This is a genomic window from Wolbachia endosymbiont of Drosophila bicornuta, assembly GCF_028982105.1.
GTDB classification, from domain to species: domain Bacteria; phylum Pseudomonadota; class Alphaproteobacteria; order Rickettsiales; family Anaplasmataceae; genus Wolbachia; species Wolbachia pipientis.
Map to the genome: position 1 here is coordinate 1 of NZ_JAPQLF010000097.1, position 3409 is coordinate 3409.

At 32.8% G+C, this 3409-nt stretch carries 4 protein-coding genes and 1 pseudogene; 1 reads left to right on the forward strand and 4 read right to left on the reverse strand.

The genetic code is table 11. The annotated features are described in order from the left end of the window. Positions 1-235 (forward strand): hypothetical protein (locus tag OZD68_RS03025; protein ID WP_275008966.1); only part of this gene is annotated, 235 nt, incomplete at its 5' end. Positions 236-427: 192 nt separating this feature from the next. Here OZD68_RS03025 and OZD68_RS03030 read toward each other — a convergent pair. The 4 genes and pseudogenes from OZD68_RS03030 to OZD68_RS03045 form a co-directional block, all read right to left on the reverse strand. Then, the gene (locus OZD68_RS03030) at positions 428-1225 is read right to left on the reverse strand and encodes a hypothetical protein (RefSeq protein ID WP_007548904.1); all 798 of its coding nucleotides are present in this window, start codon (positions 1223-1225) and stop codon (positions 428-430) included. A 49-nt stretch (positions 1226-1274) separates the two neighbouring features. After that, positions 1275-1946 carry an orotidine-5'-phosphate decarboxylase gene (gene pyrF, locus OZD68_RS03035; RefSeq protein ID WP_182309362.1) on the reverse strand — a complete coding sequence of 224 codons (672 nt, stop codon included), beginning with the start codon at positions 1944-1946 and terminating at the stop codon, positions 1275-1277. A 30-nt stretch (positions 1947-1976) separates the two neighbouring features. After that, on the reverse strand, positions 1977-3041 hold the full coding sequence (locus tag OZD68_RS03040; RefSeq protein ID WP_275008969.1) for a hypothetical protein: 1065 nt from the start codon (positions 3039-3041) through the stop codon (positions 1977-1979). A 32-nt stretch (positions 3042-3073) separates the two neighbouring features. Next, a pseudogene (locus tag OZD68_RS03045) lies at positions 3074-3409 on the reverse strand (hypothetical protein); the annotation flags it as partial.

A 3409-nucleotide genomic window follows, 5' to 3' on the forward strand; every position in this document is an offset into this window, starting at 1 on the left:
AAGTAGCGATGCAACAAAGCCCACTGGGATCCAGCTTCTATGCAACTTAATTAAAAACGTTTGTTTTAGCGTAAGACAACTACCTTTAGCTCATCAGCTCAGTTATAAGCAAAATTTCTGGATTCCAGTTTCAAGCACTGGAATGACATCATCTGTTGTGCAATTTACCTTTAAAAATGAATGTTCGTACAGTTATGTGCTTGGCACTGAAATGGCATCATTTTTTATCTGTTGAAAATGTAAACCGAAAAATAGCGTGGCACTTTGTGCCACGCTTAGTACTGTAAGCTTAATCCAGTAATTAAATTAAGCGAGGTAAAATAAAAGATAATGACACTATATAATGTTCGTTCTTTTATGTCAAGCACTTTTTTGAATTTTTTTGGTGATAATTTTTATCCAGTTATTTTATTATTGTAGTATAATTTCAATGCCAGATACTATCATTATGATCACTATCTAAATTTAAATCGTAATTATCATCAAATTTATATATCCCCTCCATCTCTTCTCTATGCAATTCATGTGAATCACCTAAAGCTTTTTGATTAGAAACGTCAACACAATACTGTAACAGTGCTCTTAATGCTCCAGCACTATCTTGATCTAAATTAAAATTGCTAAAATCAAATTTCTGCATATTCTCCACATGTCCTTCTCTACATAACCTACATATCTTAGCAAAAGCCCTTTCACTTTCTCGACTCCAAGCATTAAGAAAGTAAGGATCTACTACTTTGCTAAATTGTTTCTCTATCTCTTCAAGAGAGCTCTCTGGATTAAGTTCTAATATTACTTTGAAAATCCCACTGCCATGGAATCCATAAAATTTACTAGATAAGCTATCTTTTACAAAATTAACTGCATCATCTATTGTAACACCAGAGCGAGATTCAAATATCATCTCAAATGCTCCATAACAACTATCAATACCAAAATTAATTATTTTTTCCATAAAATCAATTACCTCTTCTAAGGAAATTTGTGGCTTATTCCTCAAGATAACTTCTAAACTCTTGACAAAATTATGCCCATGCTGACCCATAGCATGGGTTTTCCCATTTATTGTATAATGATATAGCTTCTTATTTTCTATTATATGCTTATTGCACTGGTAGATATGTAGCTTATTCAATTTGCCAGAATATTCCTCTATTTCCTTATCTGGTAATTTTGAGCGGAATTCCTTGATTACTTCGCGTATTATTCTATTGATATTACTCATGCTTATTCCTAATTAATATGTTAGTATTTTTATAAATTAAGTTATTATATTAAAATTCTTTCATGGATTTCAATATTAGCTCCGCACTACTTGTAGTTTTTGTAATGGGTCTGCCAATGACGATATAATCAGCTCCTGAATTTATTGCTTCTTTTGGTGTTGCTGTTCTTTTTTGGTCGTCATGACCTGGATCTATACGAATTCCTGGAGTAATAATTTTAAAGTCTTCACCGCACTCTCGGCGCACTTCTTGAGCTTCTAGTGCAGAACAGACTACTCCATGGAGTCCAATCTTTTTTGCAAGCTTTGCAAGCAAAATTACCTGTGATTTTGCCTCTCTTGCTACTCCAAGCTCGTTTAAATCCTCATTGCTCATACTAGTTAGCACTGTCACTCCAATCAGCTTTATTTTTGTGCCTTGCACTACACTTAGCGCTTCTTCAAGCATTTTTGTTCCACCGCTGATGTGCAGAGTTAACATTTCAACGTTCAGAACTTTTATTACTTCAACTGTTTTAGCTACAGTGTTTGGAATGTCATGCAATTTCAGATCTAAAAAAATTGGTACATTGCATTTTGCAACTTCTTGCACCCCAGAAAGACCTTGAGCAGCAAAAAATTCTAATCCCAGCTTTACCATGCCAACTTTACCACGCAGAGCATTAGCTAGAGAAATAGCCTTACTTAAGTCTTGTGTATCCAGTGCGCATATTGTGTTCATTATCTTGCATGATTTATCTTATAATAAGACTCATTGTTGTGTTTTGCAAATACTTTCACTCTGATTACGTTCATAAGATTCTTTCAATAGTGAATTTGGCAATTCGATCGGAGTGGATGAGCGACTTGCATATCCAAGATCCTCCAGTAAACAATCAAACGTTTCCTCTGATGGTGATTCACATCTAGAATCTTCACCTAGCGTGAATTGCATAATTTCCTTCAATATAAACTTTATTTTTTGAGTCTCCTGTAATATTATTTTTCTACTACGATCTCCGATCGCTTCATTATTGTTTACCAATTTTTCTACCTTGTCTACCACAGATTCTAACATTTCCGGTAAATAACCCTTTTTCTCTTCTGCATTTCTCAACAAATCTTCTTCAAGTTGTTCTATTTGACTGTCTCGCTCTAAAAGTAAATTTTTTAAACCTTTTACCTCATTGTTACAATCTTTTCTTATTCCGTCTAACTCAAAAGACTGATTTTCAATTAAACCATTTGCTTCATCTAACTCGTCAAATTTCTTTTCCAATTTTTGAGATAAATTTTCCTTTTCTTTATTGATTTTTCTGATTTCACATTTTAGGTCACCTAATTTTGTATGCAACTTTTTTTCTTCCTCATATAATATATCTCTTTCTTTATAAAGTGTGTCTTCTTTCTTACGTAATATATCTCTTTCTTTATAAAATTTGTCTTCTTTCTCGTATAACTCCCTTATTTCTTTACGTAATTTTTCTACTTCCTCATTCAATTTTTTATTTTCTAATTCTTTGCATTGATTATTGTCTATTTTCCCTTTCAATTCTGTTATACGTTCTTCTTTTTCTTGTAACTGTTCACGTAAACACGAGATTTTAAGATGTAATTCTTCTTCTCGTGCAACAAGCTTATCTATTTCCTCTTTTGTTTTGTCCAATTCATTGTCTATTTCAAACGTACGATTCTTTGCTGTTTCTAATTTTTTCTCTAAAGATTTTTTTTCTTCAAGAAGAGATTCTCTCTCAACTTCTGACTCATTTATAGCACTTCTCGCAATAGTCCGAATAGGATAAGATATGTGCTTATGGCTATGGTAGAGCAGTAGCATATTATGATCTGTTCGGATTANNNTAAAAAGAGCTATACTTTCTGATTCAATTTTTTTGCTCTCTTGTCTAAATTTTGCTTTTCTCGAGTTAATTCATGTAATTGATTCTTCACTTCTTTGTTTGCAGCTTCTTCAGCTTCCTTTCCTAGAGTTATTTTATTTTCCAACTCTTGCTCTTTTTGAGCGAATTTATTTCTCTCAATCTCTATTTTCTTATTATTACGAATTATTTTATATAAAAGTGCAAGCACCAAAACAGATAATGTAGCTAAAGCAAGAATTAGAGGAAGAGGCACATTAGAAGTTATAGCACTTCTCGCAATAGTCCGAATAGGATAAGATATGTGCTTATGGCTATGGTAGAGCAG